Source organism: Mycobacteriales bacterium, assembly GCA_035504215.1.
Lineage (GTDB): Bacteria > Actinomycetota > Actinomycetes > JAFAQI01 > JAFAQI01 > DATAUK01.
Window position 1 is genome coordinate 16,821 of the sequence record DATJSI010000081.1, and the last position, 19,286, is coordinate 36,106.

The window sequence follows — 19,286 nt, forward strand, 5'->3', positions numbered from 1 at the left end:
GCGCGGTAGCGTCCGGGCCGTGGACTCAGCCGGGGGGCTGCTGGTCGCGAGGCTGGCGGCGGGCGACGACCATGCGCTCGGCCAGGCGCTCGATGAGTGCGGGCCGTCGGTCTACGCCGCGGCGGTCCGGGTGCTTGGCAGTGGCGCCGGGGCCCAGGACGTGGTGCAGGACGTCTTCGTCGAGTTCTGGCGGCAGCCCGGGCGCTATGACCCGGCCCGCAGCAACCTTCGCTCCTACCTGGTCATGTGTGCGCGCAACCGAGCGCTCGACCTGGTGCGCAGCGATCTTCGCCGGATCGGGCGGGAGGAGCGGCACGTGCGGCTGGTCCCACCCCCTCGCGATGAGTGCCCGGCAGACCGAGCGGCGGCGAACGAGGCGGCGAGCGCGGTGCGAGAAGCCGTGCTTCGGCTGCCCGCGGAGCAGCGAGAGGTCGTCGAGCTCGCCTACTTCGACGGCCTGAGCTACCGCGAGGTCGCTCGCGCCGCCGGCATCCCGGAAGGTACGGCGAAGTCACGGCTGCGGCTCGGCCTGGCAAAGCTCGAAGCCGCCCTGGACAAACAACTGTTGGAGTCAATGTGATCGGCGACCTGGCGGCCCTGCCGGGTGATCTGCGGGACCAGGTGCTGGCCGCGGCCAGAGATGCGCGCACGCCGGGCCTCGCCGTACCCCGACCGCCTGTCATGACGGCCGTGGAGGCGTTCGGGCGGGCGGCCGACTCGCTCTATGCGGTGCTCTGTGCGCTCGAGGAAGAGCAGTGGCTCGCCCCCGCGCTGCGTGATCTCGACGTCCAAGGGGCCGTCGGGCACCTGACGGCAGTCGAGACCGACATGCATCGGGCGCTCGCTGACGACGACGCAGTGGCGAAAGCCGACCACGTCGCTTCGACTCAGGCGGTTGCTGCCGCGCAGCGGGGACGCCCAGCGAGAGCCACGTGCCGCGACTGGCGGGACGCGGTCGACCGCACGATCGCGCTCGCGGACAGCGAGCCGGCCGAGCGCAGGGTCGCGATCCACGGCCTCGCCATGCGGCTATGCGATCTGCTCGTGGTGCGGGCCTTCGAGCTCTGGACGCACGAGAACGACATCCGTCTCGCCGTCGGCCTGCCGCCGTCGGTGCCTGACGATGCAACGCTGTGCCTGATGACTGCCCTCGCGATCCAGCTGCTGCCGATCGGTGTCGCGCGCGTCGGTCTCTCGACGTCGCCGGTCGACCTTCACCTCGTGCTCACTGGTCCCGGTGGCGGCGCATGGGACCTGACCGTGGGCGCAACGGCCGGACAGTCGGTCGCAACGACGATCGTCGCCGACTCGGTCGGGTTCTGCCGACTGGTGGCCAATCGCGTCCGGCCGGATGACCTCGAAGTCGTCGTCGAAGGTGCCGACCGTGCCTACGAGGTCCTGGCCGGTGCGGCTTCGCTCGCCCTGGATTGATCGCCCACGACGACGACCGGCACGCGCGTCTGCGACGTGACCACGTGGACGAAAGCGCGCTCGGCGGCCTCGCCGTGGGGATGTGCGCCGACGACTAAGAGCGCCTGCTCGCTCGCCGCGATATCGATCAGCCGGTTCGCCGTATCGGTCGGAGCGTCCGCACACTCCACGGCCGGCTCGACCGGAACCTGGCGGCGGGCCCAGGCATGCCAGGAGATCCCGCCGGGAGCGCGCCCGCGGGAGTTGCCGGTGGGCGCGTGGACGGCGAGCAGGTTCACCCCGATCCGGCGGGCTGCGCATGATGCCCACTGAAGCGCGCCGACAGCGGCAGCCGAGCGTGCGACGCCGCAGACGATCGCCTTGGGCGGCTGGTCGGGGGTGCCTTCGGGGACGACCAGAACCGGGCAGCGCGCCTGGTCGATGACCCGGCGGCTGGTCAGATCGATGGTGGCAACCGTCGGCAGCGCGCTGGCCGCGATTCCTACGACGAGCAGGGCAGCGTTGTCCGATGCATCGAGGAGGGCGTCGGCGAGCGGCTCGTGGGCCACTCGTACGTCGATGATCTTCAACCCGGACTTTGCATGCCCGGCAAGGTCCAGCAGCTGGGCGATCGCCGCGTCTCGTTCCATGCCGACCAGGCCATTGGCAGGCGTGAGCCCTGGTGCGATGTCGGTCGCGGCGCGGACGATCGTCAGACGCGTGCCGCGCGACCGAGCTTCCCGCGCTGCCATCCGCAGTGCGGCATCGCCTGCCGCCGAGCGGGTGTAGCCGACGACGACAGGAGCGCTGTCGGCGGCGGCGAAGATCCTGCTGCGCAGCTCGGCGTACGTCGGCTGGTCACCTCGTTGGGGCACGCATCACTGTCCGCCCGGACATGCCGGGTCGTGAAGTGCCGAAAGGAAGGTTGTCCAAAGGGCCTAGGTCGTCGGTCACACAGCGGACAATCGGGACCGGCTCCCGGCGTGGCGTGCTGCACTGATGACTCAGCACCTTGACCGGCCTCGCCCAGCGCCCGCAGCGAGGCGGCAGTAACCGGGTGCGGCCTTGACCACGCCGTCGGCTGATGCCGAGATTGAGGTGGTCCCGGGCGCGTGGCACATGGGCGGAATCCATGAGCGGTGCCTGCGAATCCCTCCCGGAGATCGCGACATGACCACGCCGGTCGAGCCTGCCTTCGCCGAGGAGATGGCGATCGCGGCAATCGTGCGGTCGTCTCACGATGCAGTGATTGCGAAAGCCGTCGACGGCACCATCACGTTCTGGAACGAAGGCGCGACCACGCTCTACGGCTTCGACCGCGAGGACATCCTCGGCAAGAACATCGAGGTCATGATCCCGCCCGAATACCTCGCGATCGAGCGCGCCCGCCACGAGCACGTTGCGCGTGGCGAGGCCGAGAGCGGTTACCGCTGCGTCCGGCTGCATGCCGACGGCCGTCCAGTCGCTGTCGTCATGTCCATGTCACCGGTCCGCGACGAGAACGGAACCGTCGTCGGCCTCGCCACGATCTCCCGGCCGGTGAGCGACCAGGAGACCGCGGACGCCCGCTACTCCTCACTGCTCGAAGCCGCGCCGGATGCCATGGTGTGCGTCGATCGGCGCGGCGAGATCCAGCTGGTCAACGCGGCGACCGCAGCGATGTTCGGCTACACCCGCGAGGAGCTGGTCGGATCTCCGCTGGAGATACTGCTTCCCGAGAGCCTGCGGGACGTGCATCGCCGACACCGTGATGAGTTCTTCCGTAGTCCGGCGCCGCGAGCGATGGGCGTGGGGCTGGCGCTGCAGGGCCGGCATCGGAACGGTACGACGTTCCCGGTCGAGGTCAGCCTCGCGGTCGACAGCTCCGCCGAGGGCCTCGCGATCGCGGCCGTGCGGGACGTCTCGGGCCTGCGAGCGACCGAGGCGGCTCTGCGCCAGAGCGAGACGCAGCTGCGGCAGCTCGCCGACAACGTCGACATCGTGTTCTGCCTGTATGAGATCGACCCGTTGCGCTACATCTACGTGAGTCCCAGCTTTCACGATCTCACCGGTTGGGGACCGGGCGAGATGCTCTCGGATGTTGACTTCTCTCAACGACTGGTGCACCCCGACGACTGGGAGCGCTGGTCCACCACGTTCTTCGCTCCGACCATGTCCGGCCTTCCGGCTCGCTCGGAGCACCGGATCGTCCGAGCCGATGGCGGGATTCGCTGGGTGCGGTCCTATGCGAACCCCGTGCCGGATCTCAATGGCCCGGTCACGCGCGTGGTCACGACCACCGAGGATGTGACCGATCGAGTAGAGGCGGCTCGGGCGTTGCAGGAGGCCGAGGCCGCCGCGCGCGCCGCCAACGACGCGAAGAACGACTTTCTCTCGCGAATGAGCCACGAGCTGCGTACACCGCTCAACGCCGTACTCGGCTTCGGGCAGCTGCTCGAGCACCACCTCGTCGCGACGGAGTACGCCGACTACGCGCGTCACGTGGTCCGGGCCGGACGGCATCTGCTGGACCTGATCAACGAAGTGCTCGACATCGCCCGGATCGAGGCCGGCGAGATGACCCTGAGTCTCGAGCCGGTGGCGGTGGCCAGCATCGTGGATGAAACCGCGCTGCTGATGCAACCGCTCGCCGCTGATGCGGGGGTGACCCTTGCGGTCCGGGCTGGTGCGGCTGACGCGTATGCGCTGGCTGACCGCCAGCGGCTGCGGCAGATTCTGCTGAACCTGCTCTCCAATGCGATCAAGTACAACCGGGCGGGGGGCGGCGTCTGGGTGTCCTGGCTGCCGCAGTCCGGCGGACGAGTCAGCATCCGCGTGCAGGACGACGGCCCAGGCATCTCCCCGGACTGCTACGACCGGATCTTCATTCCGTTCGACCGGCTCGGTCAGGAGGGGAGCGGAATCGAGGGCACCGGCGTCGGTCTGACCGTCACCCGTGGTTTGACCGAGCTGATGAACGGGGCGTTGACCTTCGACTCCCAGCTGGGCGAGGGTACGACGTTCTCGGTCGACCTCCCGCTTGCAGCAGCGCCGCCCGTCGCGACGGTTGCGCCCGACACGACGGCGCCGCGCGATGAGTTCCCGGTCGGCACCCGCTCTGTCCTCTATATCGAGGACAACGAGCCCAACGTCCGGGTCATGGAGTCCGTCCTGGCCCTGCGCCCGGAGTGGCGAATGATCCATGCCGGGCTGGCGAGCCTCGGCCTCGAGCTGGCACGTGCGCAGCGACCCGACCTCATCCTGCTCGACGTGCACCTGCCGGACGGATCCGGCCTCGACGTGTTGGCCGCGTTGCAGGACGATCCCGCAACGGCGAATCTCCGGGTGGTCGTGCTGAGCGCCGATGCGAGCAGCCAGCAGATCCACCGGCTGCTCAATGCCGGCGCAGAGAAATACATCACGAAGCCGTTGGACCTCACCGAGGTCCTCACGCTGCTCGACGGGATCGCCGGCGCGAAGGAGAAGGCGGTCGCGCAGTGAACCAGTCCTTGGCGCCGTTCGCCACGATGACCGTGCTGGTGATCGACGACAACCCGATCAACGTGGACCTGCTCAAGGCGATGCTCAAGTCCGAAGGGCTCCCGCGGATCATCTGTGAGACCGAGGCGCGGCGGGTGGCGGGGATGCTCCCGTTGGTCAATCCCGACCTCATCCTGCTCGACCTGCACATGCCACACGTCAACGGCTACCAGGTGCTCGACCAGATTCGCGACTTCGCCGGCGGCACCTACCTCCCGGTGCTGGTGCTCACGGCGGACGTGACGCCGGAGGCACGCAATCGCGCGTTGGAGCACGGCGCGCGCGACTTCCTGACCAAACCGCTCGACGTCACCGAGGTCATGCTGCGGATCGCCAACCTGCTGCAGACCCGGCAGCTCTACGCCGACCTGCGGCGTACGGTTCATGCGAACGGCGTCAACGGCTCCAGTAGCTCGAACAGCTCGCACGGGCCGAACGGGTCGGTCGAGCTGGACGAACCGCGGGTCCGCGACGTGATCCAGAACGTGATCGACGACCGGCGGCTCGCTCCGTTCTTCCAGCCGGTGGTCGACATCCACGAGCAGGTGACGGTTGGATACGAGGCGCTCGCGCGGTTCGTCCAGCCGAGCCCGCGCGGACCGGCCGGCTGGTTTCAGGACGCGCACCAGGTCGGGCTCGGGTTCAACCTCGAGTGGCTCGCGGTGACCCAAGCGCTGAGCTTCCTCGAGACGATCCCGCCGGAGTGCTTCCTCGCGCTCAACATGTCGCCCTCGACGATCCTCCATCTGCGGCACCAGCCGCTGTGCTCCGCCGAGTTCTGCCCACAGATCGTCGTCGAGCTCACCGAGCACGTGCCCGTCGAGGACTACGCCGCATTGCAAGTGTCGTTGGCGGAGGTGCGGGAGAACGGTGCCCGGCTTGCCGCCGACGACCTCGGCGCCGGGTACGCCGGCTTCCGTCATTTGATCGCCCTCGAGCCGGATATCATCAAGCTCGACATCTCGCTGGTCAACGACATCCATCGCAACCGTCCTGCCCGTGCACTCGCCCGGGCATTGATGGCGTTCGCCACTGACGTCGGCGCAACCGTCATCGCGGAGGGCGTCGAAAACGCCGACGACCTCGCCGAACTGCGCGAGCTCGGCGTGCGGTGGGCGCAGGGGTACTTCCTGGGCCGGCCGGCTCCGCTTCCGAGCCACGGCGCTCTGCCGGCATGAGCGTCTCGACGGATCCGGGGAGCGCAGTGACGGAGCCGGTGATCGGTGTGGAACTGCGCTCGCGTCGGCATCGGAAGCCTGTGCCCGGCACCACCGGACCAACGGTCGCCCGATCCGGGTCGGCGCCCATCACGCCGGCCGGTCGACGAGACCGCGTCCTGCCGTTCGCGATCGTGGCTACGGCACAACCGCCAGTGTGCTGCTTCCGCCCGGCCCGCAGTCGACCGTGGATTCCTGGTCGGCATCGCGCTGCTCGTGGCGGTCGGTGCGGCATTCTGGCTGCCGTGGGCCCGGCTCCCGTCCTGGGCGAGTGGAGGCCGCGACCCGGCCTCGAAGGCCCGATCACGACGGAAACGGCTGAGCGTTACTGGTAGGTGTCGCGGGCGACGTCGTGCGCGAGCACGGCCGCCTGGGTGCGGCGCTCGAGCCCGAGTTTGGCGAGGATGTTCGACACGTAGTTCTTGACCGTCTTTTCGGCGAGGAACATTCGTTCACCGATCTGCCGGTTGGTCAGACCTTCGCCGACCAGGTCGAGAACCTTGCGCTCCTGATCCGATAGGGACGACAGCCGGTGCTCGGTGCGACTCTGCGAGCGCAGCCGTTCCATCACCTGCTGGGTGGTGACCGGGTCCAGCAGTGACCCGCCGGCAGCGACGACGCGGACCGCGCCGATCAGGTCGGAGCCACGAATCTGCTTGAGAACGAAGCCCTGGGCTCCCGCGATGATCGCGTTCAGCATCGCTTCGTCGTCCGCGAAAGAGGTGAGCATCAGGCAGGCGGTGCCGGGAATCAGCGTCCGCAACTCGCGGCATGCCGTCACTCCGCTGCCATCGGGAAGCCGTACATCGAGTACGGCGACGTCGGGGCGAATCATGGGGGCTCGAGCGATCGCCTCGGCAACGGTCGAGGCCTCTCCGACGACGGTGATGTCGCCCTCTGCCTCGAGCATGTCCTTGACGCCACGTCGGACGACCTCATGGTCGTCCAGCAGGAACACCCTGATGGTGTCCTGGCTGGTGGTGACCGGCGTGGTGTCGGGGCTCATCGGTTCAGGCGTCAACCGCGACGCGGTTGTCGATCTCAGCGATCCCGGGCAGGCAGGTGACCGCGCGCTCGGCGGCAATCCGCTCGGCAGCCGACTCGACCCGTCCGGTGAGCGTGACGACGCCACCACGTACTTCCGCCACGACCGTGTCGGTGAGGACACCGGGAGCGTGCTGGAGCGCCTTCTGCGCGGCCTTGGCCAGCTCCGTGTCCGAGTGGTGCACACCGTTGCTGCCGTGCACCGAGATGTCATCGGCGACCGAATGGACGCCCCAGACTTCGAGGGTCACAGCATGTGCGGCCAGCCGGAGGGCGTCGGTCCCGACCTCACCGGTCAGCGTGACGGTGCCATGGTCGGCAGCTACGCCGATGTGCGGTGCGTCGTGGCCCAGCGTGTCCCGAAGTGCGGTCTCGACCAGGTCCTGGAGAGCTTCGTCTGTGGGGTTCGCGATGTGTTCCATGCGACAACCGTCGCCGAACGCCTCAGGAGGGACTAGGGCCAATAGTCCTCAGTTGACCGGGCCGTTCGCGGTACGGTGACATCGCCCGGACCCCGCGCGACTCTGCTTCCCGAGTGCGGTGGGCGAGGTTCATGGCCGAGGCATCCGTGATCCGGCGTATCGATAACGCCACGTCGTTGCGTGCGGATGATCTCCGGGATCCGGAGTACGCGGCCGCGGATCCGGTCGCGGTGTCCCCCCTCGACGAAGGCGCTCCACTGCGGGCCAGGCTTGCGTTCCTCAGGGTGGGGGAGATGTGGGCCGGCGTCGTCGAGGCCGGTATGGCCGCTGCAGTGGTGCTGACCGCATCGGAGACCGTACGGATCCTGCTGCCGCTCGACGGCCAGGCAACCGCGCGGCTGACGAACGGGTCGGCTCACGCGCTCGACCGAGCCGGCGGCCTGGTGACCGGGCCGGGAGAAGGCGTGACCGTGACCACGCTAGGGCCCTTCACCCTCGTCACGTTGACCTTCCCGGTGCCGACCGTGCAAACGCAGATGGCGACGGTGATCGGAGAAGCGGTCGGCCCGGTGCGCTTCGCCGCCCGCCTCGATCTCGTGGCCGCGCCCGGACGGGAGTGGTGCGCTGGCGCGGCGCGGGTCCGCGCGATGGCTCACGATGCCGGCGCGGGCCGGTCGCTGCCGCCTCCGGCTCTCGACCTGCGGCTGGCGAGCCTCCTTGTGCGGACCCAACCCAGCCAGGTCTCACCGCGCCTGCTTCACCCGATGCCCGGTGTGGTGGAGCGGGCGATCGACGTCATCGAGGCAAACCCGGCGCACCGGTGGTCGATCGGCGAGCTTGCCGCCGCGGTGCCCTGCGGCGTACGAACCCTGCAGGCGGCGTTCCAGCGGGCGTTGGGCACGACTCCGACGGAGTACGTGCGCCGGGTCCGACTGGAACGCGTGCGCGAGGAACTCGAGCGGGCGTTGCCCGGGGGTGCGACCGTCACCGATATTGCGATGGGCTGGGGCTTCGCGCACATGGGCCGGTTCAGCGCGGCGTACTTCGCGGCTTTCGACGAGTATCCCCGCCAGACGCTGCGGAGCTCGTGGCACGATCGCTGACCTTCGGCCGAGAGTCGAGGGACCTTTGTCCTCGGTCGAGCAACCGTCGCTCTAGGTGTACCAACGCTGTCGCTAAGCGTTGATGTCCGTCACTGATTCCATCGCCGCGCTCAGCCGGGCGGCCCTTGCTGCCGCCGATCGCACGCAAAGCACCAGGCATAAGGCCGTAGGGGAGCGCGCTGGCATCACAGCCATTCGCGCTGCAGTGCTATGGCGACCGCCGAAGCTCGGTCACGCGACCTCAACTTGACGTGGATTCGCTCGAGATAGGTCTTGATCGTCGATACCGCCACCCCGAGGCGCCGGGCAATCTGCTCGTTGGTCGCCCCGGTCGCGACGTGGCTGAGCACCTCTCGTTCGCGAGCGGTCAGCGGATTGCCGGCGCTAATGCCGAGTGCGCCGAGCAACGCGCCCAGCTGCCCGACCACTGTGAGGTCGGGGATTATCTCCGCATACGCCGGATCGTTCGGCCGGCCAGGGTCGGTGAGCAGGATCATAGAGCTGCGCGTGATCATCGGCCCGCTCACGCTCTTCACCAGCCGCAGGACTCTCAGGATCGCCTCCTGCTGGGCTCGCGACCCGTCGATGATGACGAACTCGATCGACGGGAGCAGATGCGAAAGCGCTGCCGCGCCCGGCGTGGATCCGCGCTCGCCCGGTGCCGCTGGCACCACAGCCGTTGGGATCCCGGCGTCCGCCATGAGGTGAGCGATGCACGCCGGGACCCCTCGCCCGGCGATCGATACGACGGTCGCCTGCCAGGTCGGGCGCGCCGAGGCGGGAGAGCGGAGCCGCGCGGCAAGACGCACGAGGCTTTCGTCGAGCTCGGTCTCGATCAGCGGCTGGAGGTCGGGGCTGGTTGCTGCACGGCTCACTCCCATGCGGAGTTGTTCGTAGACGCCCGCGAGTGGCTGGTCGGTCTGAACCGCCAGCCGGACCATGAGCTCGGTCGTCTCGTCATCGCCGTCGAGGAAGCGGGCCAGCATCGACTGCGATGCCTCGCCGTTGGTGGAGATGCGTTCAACCGAGGGGGAGTACTCCCGAAGAACCGTCATCGTGCACGACCTTGTCAGCCGGAGGGGAAGCGGCGGGGTCGTGGCCTACCCGGGAACACACATTTACGCGGTACCCAACCATACGCGGCGACCGGCCGATATGCGCATTGCGAGCCGAACTATCCGTTATCCGCCTCGCGGCAGACCAGTGCGGAATGTAGCGCTGATAGGTCTGGCGGGGCGGGACGCATTTTGACTCGCATGGCAGGACTTCGTACGGCATTCGACGCTTGCGCGCCGCCAAGCGCTGAAGACCGGTTTGGTATCCCTTACGGGTGACCGAACTGCTTCCGGACACCGGCCCCGACGAGGAGCCGGCCGGACCCGAGCCGTCCGGTCATCACTATGGCCGCTTGCTGAGTCTGGCGAGCGCAACCGCGGCAGTCGCTGCGCTCGGCGTCGTCTTCGGTGACATCGGCACCAGCCCGCTCTATGCCCTCCAGACCGTCTTCTCCGCCGACCACGGGCGCGTCCATGCCACCTCGAGCGACGTGTACGGGGTCATCTCGCTGGTCTTCTGGTCGATCACCGTCGTCGTCTCCGGCAAGTACGTCATCTTCGTACTGCGGGCCGACAACCACGGAGAGGGCGGGGTCATGGCACTCGCCGCCTTGGTGCGTCGCTCACTGGATCGCACCAGCGTCCGGGCCGGGGCGATCATCATGGCGATCGGGGTGCTCGGCGCGGCTCTGTTCTACGGGGACAGCGTGATCACTCCCGCGATCTCCGTGCTGTCCGCGGTCGAAGGTCTGAAGGTTGCTGCGCCGAGCCTCGCGCACGTCGTGCTTCCCACCGCGGCAGTCATTCTCACCGCACTGTTCGTGGTGCAGCGTTGGGGCACCGGGCGGATCGGTGCGAGCTTCGGGCCGATCATGCTGCTCTGGTTCGTCGCGCTCGCCGTCCTGGGGCTGCGCGAGGTCATTCCGCATCCCGGTGTCCTGCGCGGCCTCTCGCCGAGCTACGGCGCGCTGTTCCTCATCGACCATCCGCTGAAAGCCTTCATCGCGATGGGAGCGGTGGTTCTCGCGGTCACCGGCGCCGAGGCCCTGTACGCCGACCTCGGCCACTTCGGCCGGACACCGATCCGCCGGGCCTGGTTCGCCGTCGTGTTCCCTGCGCTCACGCTGAACTACCTGGCGCAGGGCGCTCTCATCCTTCAACGCCGCTCGGCCAAGTCGAACCCGTTCTTCCTGCTCGCACCCGGATGGGCGCGTGTCCCGCTCGTCGTCCTCGCAACCATGGCGACGGTGATCGCCTCGCAAGCCGTGATCTCCGGAGCTTTTTCGGTCTCCCGCCAGGCGGTACGGCTCGGATTCCTGCCGCACCTTCGCATCCACCACACGTCGTCGGAGGACGTCGGCAGGGTGTACCTGCCGGCGGTCAACTGGGCCCTGTTCGCGGCTGTTGTCGCGGTGATGCTGGGCTTCGGCTCATCGACCCGCCTTGCGACCGCGTACGGCGTGGCCGTCACCGGGACCTTCCTGATCACGACCGCGCTCTTCCTGGTCGTCGCCCGCCTGGTGTGGAGGTGGAACGTCGTACAGCTGCTTGCGGCGGGCGTCATCTTCGGCGGCGCGGAGCTCTCGTTCTTCGTCGCGAACATGACCAAGCTGGTCAAGGGGGCGTGGCTCCCGCTGGTGGTTGCCGCGGTGATCTTCACGGTGATGATGACCTGGCAGCGCGGGCGCGAGCTCGTCACCGTCCGGCGCTCCGCCATGGAGGGCGACCTGGACGACTTTCTCGCCGAGCTCGGCCGGGAAGGTCCCGCCAGGGTGCCCGGGACCGCGGTGTTCCCGCACGGGCCGCAGAACACCGCGCCGTTGGCCTTGCGGCTGAACGTCGAGCGCAACCACGTCCTGCACGAACATGTCGTGATCGTCTCGGCACACACTGCGAACGTTCCGCACCTTCCGTGGCGGCGCCGGCTGCGGGTGGACTGGCCCGGGGACCCGGACCTTGGCGTCATTCGGATTGCCGTCGACTTCGGCTTCCAGGACCACTCCAGCCTGCCGGAGGCGCTCGCGCACGCGAACGCCGAGATCCTCGAAGGTGTCCTCGACCTGGACGACGCGACGTACTTCCTGTCCCGGGTGACTCTGAAACGGACGGACGAGCCCGGCATGGGCAGGCCGGCCAAGGTGCTGTTCATCGCGCTTGCACACAACGCGACCAACGTGGCCGGCTACCTGTGGCTGCCGGAGGACCGCACGGTCAGCATGGCCGCCAACCTCGACTTCTGAGTCCCGACCCCGAACAGATCGCTCAGCCGAACGGCTGCTCGGGGGTGCGGACCCTGCGCGGCACGATCACCACAGGCACCTCGGTCTGGGCGCTGACGACGCGCACAACCGACCGGCCGATCCGGTGACCGGGACGTTGCGATCCGACCACGAGCAAGCCGTGCTGCTCCTTGGCGATCTGCAGCAGACGGCCTCCGGGCGCCCCGCGCTCGGTGGCACAGACGACCGTGGTGGGCACCGGCGGCAGATGCATGCGCACCCAGTCGCTCAGCGGGACCTCGGCCGGAGCGGCGCTCGGGCCGCGCCTCGACTCGGCTACCTCGACGGCGAGGACGGTGACGCCGCGCCGTTCGGCGTCCCGAGCCGCCCAGTGCAGGGCCTCGATCGAGGCGGTCGAGCGATCCACCCCACAGATGATGCGAGCCGGCTCGGTCCCCGACGTCGCGGCCGGCACCACCATGACCGGGCTGTACGAGTGATGCGCGAGCTCGCGAGGGACCGTGTCGAACAGCGCTGCAGTGCTCGCATGCTTCGAGGTGACGCCGAGCACGACCAGGGAAGCGGTCTTCGAATGGACGATCAGCTCCTCCGCGATCGGGGTCGTCACGACACGGACGTCGACCTGTGCGAGATCCGGCACCCGGTCGTGTGCGATGGCGGCCAGCCGCGCGATCGCAACCCGGCGGTGATCCACGTCCGACTCACCACGGCCGAACGCTTCCGGAGCCTCTCCGCCCACCAGCTTGTGCAGGATGACGAGCGGGACGTTCCGCAACCGCGCCTCGGCCGCTCCGGCGGCGAGCGCCGCGTCGCCGGCCGGCCCACGCAAGTAGCCCACGACGACCGGGCGCGGCTTGCTCAAGGCGCGCAGCTCGATCGGGCTGGGGGTGGGCACCGTGTTCACTCCTGGACGCACGGTACCGAGTAGACCAGCCGGCCGTTGACGTCGTGGCTCTTGACCACGCCCTGCATCTCGGTCTCGAAGCCTGGGAACTTCTCGTCCCACTGCTCGAAGGTCTGCAGGTACTCGACGATCGGCTGCACGGCGGCGGTGAACTGCTCACCCGGCATGACCACTGGGATACCGGGTGGGTAGAGCAGGCACAGCACTGCGGAGACCCGGCCTTCCAGCTTGTCGATCTCGACGTTGTCGACCTCGTCCCGGATCAGCGCGTTGAAGGCCTGACCAGGTGTCATCGCGGACTGCGGAATGTGCCGGTAGATGGCTTCCTGCATCTCGCCGGTGTCGACCGCGCTGAGCTGGCGGTGCATCTGGTCCGCAAGGTCGCGGAGCCCGAGGCCGGTGTAGCGCTCCGGATGCTCGGCGTAGAGCTCGGGAAGGGCCTCGCAGATGGGAGTGTTTGCGTCGATCAGCCGCTTGGTATGCAGGAGCGTCTCCACCAGCGTTGCCGACTTGCCGCGGGTGACCCCGATCGAGAACAGCACGAGAATCGAGTAGAAGCCGGTCTTCTCCACGACCACCCCCTGCTGGCGAAGCAGCGCAGCGACGATAGCCGCCGGGATGCCGGTGGGCAGCGGCCGGCCGGAAGCGTCGATGCCCGGGCACAGGAGGGAGACCTTGGTGGGGTCCAACATCGTGTAGCTGGGCTCGAGCCCGCTGAAGCCGGTCCACTCATCGGTCATGATCCAGTCGACCTGGTCCGTGCCGAGCTTGCCGTCCGGCTGCCACGGCGTGAACCACCAGTCGTTGCTGAGCTCGTAGGTGCGGCCGATCCGCTGGATTTCGGTGCGGAAGTCCAGCGCCTCGCTGATCGTTGCGTCCATCATCGAGCGGCCGCCAGGGCCCCTCATCATTCTGGTCGCGACGTCGAGCGACGCCACGATGTTGTACTGCGGCGAGGTCGAGGTGTGCATCATGAACGCTTCGTTGAAGCGATGCTCGTTGACCGGCATGCTGCCCTGCTTGACGTGGATCATCGACGCCTGCGAGAAGGCGGCCAGCATCTTGTGCGTGGACATCGTCGTGAAGACCGTCGGCGCGTCCTCGCCGCCGGGGTACGACATGCCGAAACGGCCGGCGTAGACCGGGTGGAAGGCGGCGTACGGGATCCACGCCTCGTCGAGCAGGATCCGCTCGACCTGGCCGGCCAGCCGCTCGATCACGCGGGCGACGTCGTACATCGTGCCGTCGTAGGTCGAGTTGGTGACGATCGCCAGCCGGATCAGGCGGTCCGGGTCGCCGATCAAGGGGTGGTGGCGTAGCTTCTCGCGGATCGCGATCGCCTCGAGCTGAGCCGGGTCGACCGGACCGATCATTCCATGGCCGTTGCGCAGCGGGCTCAGGTAGATCGGGATCGCGCCGGTCTGGATCACCGAGTTGACGATCGACTTGTGGCAGTTGCGGTCGACGAGTACGACGTCACCGGGCGACACCGTGGCGCGGAAGATGATCTGGTTGCTCATCGTCGTGCCGTTGGTCACGAACAAGGTTTTGTCGGCGCCGAACGCATCGGCCGCCTCCGCCTCGGCGTCGGCCACGACGCCCTCGTGCTCGAGGATGGAGCCGAGCTCCGGCACCGAGCTGGACAGGTCGGCGCGCAGGACGTTCTCGCCGAAGAAGTCGTGGAAGATCCGGCCGACCGGTGTCTTGAGGAATGCGACGCCGCCCATGTGGCCAGGGGTGTGCCACGAGTAGCGGGCGCGCTCGACGTAGTCGATCAGCCGGCCGAAGAACGGCGGCAGCAGCTGCTCGCGGTAGTGCGCCATGGCAGCCGCGATGTGGCCGGCCTGGAAGTCCGGCTCGTCCTCGCCGGCCCAGAGGCAGCCGGTGAGCATGGCGTGAATGCTCGGCGGGATCTCGGTCACGGCGAAGCGCTGGGTGAGCAGGAAGAGCGGGATCAGCTCGTTGTCCTCGCGCAGGTGCTCGGCGAAGTCGTGCAGAGCGCCCGGACGGTCGAAGCCGGCTTCGTGGTTCCACACGACGAGCACACCGCCGATCTCCGGGTGCGCGTGCAGGAGCTCGGTCGCGTCGGCAAGGTCGCGGGCGGTGAGCTGCTCAACTCCCAGGGCGGTCAGTCGGTCGTGCACTCCTTGAAGCGCTTCGGCATCGACGGTGGAGCGGTCGTGAAGGTCGTCGACCACCAGCAGCGGCAGCCGGTCGAGCATGGTCATCTGGTCCTCCCAGTTTGCTTCTTGCTGTCAGCGTCGTGCGTCCACTCATCGACCGGCTAGGACCACAGGTCCCGAAGGGTCAGGACCTTCGCCACTGTGGCCCTCCGCCATCGCAGAGCACGGTGGGAGCAGACGCCTGCCGTCATCAGACGGCACGTGGAGGGAGCAGTCAGATGACGATCCTCAGGCCCGAACGAACTGCAGCGAAGCCCGCTCCAGTCGCTCGGCCTACCGGGGGCGCGCCGGCTACCGGCGGGACGCCCAGCTCAACTGCGGGCGGAGGCATCCGGCCCACCCGCGTCCTGACGATGTCCAGCCTGGCGATGATCGACATCGCTGCTGTGATCAGCCTGCGAAACCTGCCGACGATCGCTGAGTACGGCTGGGGATCACTGTTCATCTTCGGCCTGGCGCTGCTGGGTTTCATGATCCCGATCTCCTTCGCGGCGGCCGAGCTGGCCAGCGCGATCCCGAAGACGGGCGGCGTGTACGTCTGGGTGCGCGAGGCGTTCGGTGAGAACTCCGGCGCGGTCGCCATCTGGGCCGACTGGGCGGAGAACCTGGTGTGGTTCCCGACCGTGCTGTCCTTCATCTCGGCGGCCCTGGCCTACCTGATCGTGCCGGGCTGGGCCAACAACCGGGCCTGGCTGTTCACGACGATGATGATCGTGTTCTGGGGGACGACGCTGGTGAACTTCCTCGGCGTCAAAGCCTCCGCTCGCGTGTCGTCGTGGGGCACCCTGGTCGGCTCGATCGTGCCCGGTGCCGTCCTGATCGGCATGGGCATCTTCTGGCTGGCCGACGGCAAGCACCTGGCGGCGCCGTACTCGAGCCACGCGCTTGTTCCGACACTGTCGCTGACCAACCTGGTGTTCTTCTCCGGCGTGCTCCTCGCCTTTGCCGGCATGGAGATGGCGGGCTTCCACGCCCGCGAGGCGAAGAACCCCAAGAAGGACTTCCCGCGGGCAACGTTGCTCGCCTGCCTGGTCCTGGTCGGCCTCTACATCCTCGGCACGCTGGCGATCGCGGTCGTCATCCCGGCGAACAAGATCGAGCTGAACTCCGGCCTGCTGCAGGCGTTCGACGTCTTCTTCAACAAGCTGGGAGTGGGCTGGCTCACCCGGCCGATGGCGCTGCTGATCTTCGCCGGCGGAATTGCACTGCTGAGCACCTGGATGTACGGCCCGGCGAAGGGCTTCATGCGGGCATCGATGGACGGTGACTACCCGCCGATCATGCAGGGTCACAACGCGAAGTTCGCGCCCACCAACATGCTGTGGATCCAAGCGGTCATCGGCACCATCTTCTCGCTGCTGTTCCTCTTCGAGCCAAGCGTGTCGGCGTCGTACTGGATTCTGTCCGCGCTGACTACCCAGCTGCTCGTCGTGATGTACGTGTTGGTGTACGGCGCGCTGATCAAGCTGCGTTACTCCCAGCCGAACCTTCCGCGGCCCTACCGGGTCCCGGGCGGGACGATCGGTCTGTGGGTCACCGGCCTGCTCGGGCTCGCCGGCTGCGGCTTCGCCTTCATCGTCGGGTTCGTCCCGCCGTCGCAGGTGGCGACCGGCAACCACACGATCTACGTCATCGGGATGATCCTCGCCACGTTGGCGCTGACCATCGCCCCGATGATCTTCGCCTACTTCCGCAGGCCGTCATGGCAGGCGAGGCCCGAGGACATCGCGGCCGTCGACGGCGCTGGTGAGGAGTAGTCACCATGCACCACAACGGTGAGCACCCGGTTCTGTTGGCTCATCGCGAACTCGGCTCAGGTTCGGCTCTGGACCGCACCCTCGGTGCGGTCCAGGCCGAGCTCGAGTCGGCGGGCCTGACCGTCATCGTGGCCCGTACGCAGGCCGACATCGACTTTGCCATCGCCTCGAACTCCGGCATCGGGGCCGCGCTCATCGGGCGCGACCTCGAGCCGGGGGATGACCGGGAGCTGCTGCGGGCAGTGGATCGCCTCCACCGGCTGCACGAGCAGCTCCCGGTCATCCTGCTCGCCGAGCAGGGCGGGGTGGCGGACATCCCCCTCGAGGTTGCGTCCGCGGTCCAGGGGTTCTTCTGGCTGCACGAGGACACCCCGGCGTTCATCGCCGGTCGCGTGCAGCGCCTGGTCGAGGACTACGACTCGGCGCTGTACTCGCCGTTCTTCGGCGAGCTGAAGCGCTACGTGGACTCGGACAACTGGCTGTGGTCCTGCCCCGGTCACAACGGCGGCATGTTCTACCGCAAGACCCCGCTCGGTCGGATGTTCTTCGACTACGTGGGCGAGGACTTCCTGCGTGGCGACCTCTGTAACGCCTCGCCCGAGCTGGGCTCGATCCTCCAGCACCAGGGCCCGGTCCTCGACGCGGAGAAGCGTGCCGCGGAGGTGTTCGGCGCCGAGCGGACGTACTTCGTCCTGAACGGTACGTCGACCTCGAACAAGATCGTCACGATGGGCCTGCTGGCTCCCGGCGACCTCGTCCTGTTCGACCGCAACTGCCACAAGTCGATGCACCACGGTGCGCTGATGATGGCGGGCGCGATCCCGGTCTATCTGAACCCGAGCCGCGACGCCAACGGCATCATCGGCCCGGTCGACCACAAGTATCTCGACGAGGACTACATCCGGGACCAGATCCGCAACAACCCGCTCGTCACCGACCAGGACGCGTGGAAGCGGGAACGACCGTTCCGCATGGCGATCCTGACCAACACCACGTACGACGGCGTCTGCTACAACGCCCGTGAGGTGCTGGACCGGATCGGTCACCTCGTCGACTACATGGTCTACGACGAGGCATGGATGGCCTACGCGAAGTTCCACCCGCTGTATGCCCAGCGCTTCGGCATGGACCTGCACGACCTGCGGGCCTCCGACCCGGGCATCATCACGACCCAGTCGACGCACAAGTGCCTGGCCGGCATGTCGCAGGCCTCGCAGATCCACATCCGCGACTCGCACATCGCGGGTCAGGAGCGGTGCACCGATCACGACCGGTTCAACGAGATCTTCATGATGCACACGTCGACGTCGCCGCAGTACAACATGATCGCGTCGCTCGATGTGGGTGCCGAGATCATGCGCGGGCGTCGTGGCTTCGTCCTGATGGACGACGCCGTCCGTGAGTCGATCGCGTTGCGGAAGCAGATCGAGCGCTATCACGACGAGCTCGCGGCCCGGGTCGACGGCAGTTCGCCCTCGTGGTTCTTCGACATCTTCGGACCGCACCGGGTGACGGTGACGACCGACCAACTCGAAACCGCGATCGCGCTTCCCTACCTCGACACCGACACGCGCGAGGTGCTCGGCAAGGCCATCGCCGAGGGCGGGTTCCACGACACGCCATGGCGTGACGTCCCCGACGAGGTGCTGGCGACCGTGCCGGAGTGCTGGATGTTCCACGAGCACGACGACTGGCACGATCTGTCCGGCCTGGCGCCGAACTACGTCATGCTCGACCCGACCAAGCTCTCCATCACCACTCCTGGCATCGAGGGAGGCCGCGAGTTCGACAGCTGGGGCATCCCGGCCGCGATCCCGGCGGCGATCCTGCGGCAGAAGGGGATCGTGAGCGAGAAGACCAGTTTCTACACGATCCTGTTGCTGGTCACGGCCGCGATCGAGCGGGGCAAGTCGGCGACGTTGCTGTCGGAGCTGTTCGACCTGAAGCGCATGTACGACGAGGACCTGCCGTTGAGCGAGGTGCTCCCTGGCCTGGTCGCTGCGTATCCGGATCGCTACTCGGGCGTCACGTTGCCCGAGCTCTGCTCCGAGATGCACGAGTTCCTGAGATCACACGGTGCGGACGAGCTGCAGCGTGCGGCCTACCACGCCGCCCACGAGCCGGAGATCGCCGTCAGTCCCTCGGTGGGACACACCGCGCTGATCCGCAACCGGGTCGACCTGGTGGCTCTCGACGACCTGACCGACCGCGTCGCGGCGAGCCTGGTCGTCGTCTACCCGCCAGGTATCGCACTGCAGGTTCCGGGCGAGCGGTTCGCGGCGGACTCGGCCGCGGTTGCCTACCTCCGGCTGTTCGAGGAGAGCGACAACCGCTTCCCGGGCTTCGAGAACGAGATGCAAGGCATCTTCCCGGAGCGCCAGAACGGCCGGTTGGTCTACCGCACCTACGTCACCCGCAACGGCTGAGCTCGC

The 19,286-nt window shown here is 68.0% G+C and carries 14 protein-coding genes; 8 read left to right on the forward strand and 6 right to left on the reverse strand.

The window, feature by feature from the left end; all coding sequences use genetic code 11:
• Nucleotides 1-19 precede the first annotated feature (19 nt).
• Both VME70_09720 and VME70_09725 read left to right on the forward strand, forming a co-directional pair.
• Complete coding sequence (locus VME70_09720; GenBank protein ID HTW20473.1) at nt 20-580, forward strand: sigma-70 family RNA polymerase sigma factor; 561 nt, start codon at nt 20-22, stop codon at nt 578-580.
• Nucleotides 577-1,431, forward strand: a complete 855-nt coding sequence (locus tag VME70_09725; GenBank protein HTW20474.1) for a maleylpyruvate isomerase N-terminal domain-containing protein — start codon at nt 577-579, stop codon at nt 1,429-1,431. The genes VME70_09720 and VME70_09725 overlap by 4 nt, the downstream gene beginning before the upstream one ends.
• Here VME70_09725 and VME70_09730 read toward each other — a convergent pair.
• Complete coding sequence (locus VME70_09730) at nt 1,389-2,285, reverse strand: universal stress protein (GenBank protein HTW20475.1); 897 nt, start codon at nt 2,283-2,285, stop codon at nt 1,389-1,391. The two genes, VME70_09725 and VME70_09730, sit on opposite strands and share 43 nt — an antisense overlap.
• Before the next feature lie 295 nt (nt 2,286-2,580).
• Here VME70_09730 and VME70_09735 point away from each other — a divergent pair, with 295 nt between their 5' ends.
• Entirely contained in the window at nt 2,581-4,890 is a 2,310-nt protein-coding gene (locus tag VME70_09735; GenBank protein ID HTW20476.1) for a PAS domain S-box protein, read from the forward strand.
• Nucleotides 4,887-6,107 (forward strand): EAL domain-containing response regulator, encoded by a 1,221-nt coding sequence (locus VME70_09740; protein HTW20477.1) that lies wholly within the window; start codon nt 4,887-4,889, stop codon nt 6,105-6,107. Before VME70_09735 ends, VME70_09740 begins: the two co-directional genes overlap by 4 nt.
• Before the next feature lie 364 nt (nt 6,108-6,471).
• Here the strand turns inward: VME70_09740 and VME70_09745 are convergent, their stop codons facing one another.
• Both VME70_09745 and VME70_09750 read right to left on the reverse strand, forming a co-directional pair.
• Entirely contained in the window at nt 6,472-7,152 is a 681-nt protein-coding gene (locus tag VME70_09745; protein HTW20478.1) for a response regulator transcription factor, read from the reverse strand.
• 4 nt (nt 7,153-7,156) lie between these two features.
• Nucleotides 7,157-7,612, reverse strand: coding sequence for a BON domain-containing protein (locus VME70_09750; GenBank protein ID HTW20479.1), 456 nt, complete (start codon nt 7,610-7,612; stop codon nt 7,157-7,159).
• A 131-nt stretch (nt 7,613-7,743) separates the two neighbouring features.
• Here VME70_09750 and VME70_09755 point away from each other — a divergent pair, with 131 nt between their 5' ends.
• Entirely contained in the window at nt 7,744-8,715 is a 972-nt protein-coding gene (locus tag VME70_09755) for an AraC family transcriptional regulator (protein ID HTW20480.1), read from the forward strand.
• A gap of 185 nt (nt 8,716-8,900) precedes the next feature.
• On the opposite strand, the gene VME70_09760 is transcribed toward VME70_09755, so the two are convergent.
• Nucleotides 8,901-9,770, reverse strand: coding sequence for a helix-turn-helix transcriptional regulator (locus VME70_09760; protein HTW20481.1), 870 nt, complete (start codon nt 9,768-9,770; stop codon nt 8,901-8,903).
• 275 nt (nt 9,771-10,045) lie between these two features.
• Between VME70_09760 and VME70_09765 the strand changes: the two genes are divergently transcribed.
• Nucleotides 10,046-12,010 (forward strand): KUP/HAK/KT family potassium transporter, encoded by a 1,965-nt coding sequence (locus tag VME70_09765; protein HTW20482.1) that lies wholly within the window; start codon nt 10,046-10,048, stop codon nt 12,008-12,010.
• Nucleotides 12,011-12,032: 22 nt separating this feature from the next.
• Here the strand turns inward: VME70_09765 and VME70_09770 are convergent, their stop codons facing one another.
• On the reverse strand, nt 12,033-12,905 hold the full coding sequence (locus tag VME70_09770) for a universal stress protein (GenBank protein HTW20483.1): 873 nt from the start codon (nt 12,903-12,905) through the stop codon (nt 12,033-12,035).
• Between the two features lie 5 nt (nt 12,906-12,910).
• Nucleotides 12,911-15,142 carry an Orn/Lys/Arg decarboxylase N-terminal domain-containing protein gene (locus VME70_09775; GenBank protein HTW20484.1) on the reverse strand — a complete coding sequence of 744 codons (2,232 nt, stop codon included), beginning with the start codon at nt 15,140-15,142 and terminating at the stop codon, nt 12,911-12,913.
• Between the two features lie 308 nt (nt 15,143-15,450).
• Between VME70_09775 and VME70_09780 the strand changes: the two genes are divergently transcribed.
• A complete protein-coding gene (locus VME70_09780; protein HTW20485.1) occupies nt 15,451-16,854 on the forward strand; it encodes an amino acid permease in 1,404 nt (467 codons plus the stop codon).
• Between the two features lie 5 nt (nt 16,855-16,859).
• Nucleotides 16,860-19,280: an Orn/Lys/Arg decarboxylase N-terminal domain-containing protein gene (locus VME70_09785; GenBank protein ID HTW20486.1), complete on the forward strand. Its 2,421-nt coding sequence runs from the start codon at nt 16,860-16,862 to the stop codon at nt 19,278-19,280.
• Nucleotides 19,281-19,286: the final 6 nt, after the last annotated feature.